1 pseudogene is annotated in these 559 nt (G+C 46.0%); it reads left to right on the forward strand.

Annotated elements, in window-relative coordinates:
* Window positions 1-29 precede the first annotated feature (29 nt).
* A pseudogene (locus OH455_RS23220) lies at window positions 30-559 on the forward strand (transposase); the annotation flags it as partial.

Consider the following 559-nt stretch of genomic DNA (forward strand, 5'->3'; position numbering starts at 1 on the left):
TTCTTATTGTTCGACAAGGAGACACATTGATGACAACTGCGCGCAAGCAACTGATCTCGATTGAAGCTACATCCTATTATCACTGCGTTTCTCGTTGTGTGAGGCGCAGCTTTTTATGTGGTGAAGACCCACAAACCCTAGTGAGTTATGAGCACCGCCGGGAGTGGATTGTCAACAAAATGCACTCGCTTGCTGAGCTCTACTGCATCGATATTTGTGCTTACGCCATCATGAGTAATCACTACCACTTAGTCGTCAATATCAATCGAGAGAGAGCCTTGGGCTTATCACATCATCAGGTTGTTGAACGCTGGGGGATGGCGCATAAGTTACCCCCTATCATTCAGCGTTGGCTTGATGGCCAGTTTACTCACCCGATGGAACAGGAAAAATGTATCGAGATCATTGAACGTTGGCGAGAACGTCTGTGGGATTTAAGCTGGTATATGAAGGAGCTTAACTACGATATTGCTTGCAAAGCGAACAAAGAAGATGGCTGCACTGGGCATTTCTGGGAAAGTCGATTTAAAAGCCAAGCTTTGCTGGATGAAAAAGCCCT

The sequence above is a fragment of the Vibrio sp. T11.5 genome (genome assembly GCF_027587155.1).
Taxonomy (GTDB): domain Bacteria; phylum Pseudomonadota; class Gammaproteobacteria; order Enterobacterales; family Vibrionaceae; genus Vibrio; species Vibrio neptunius.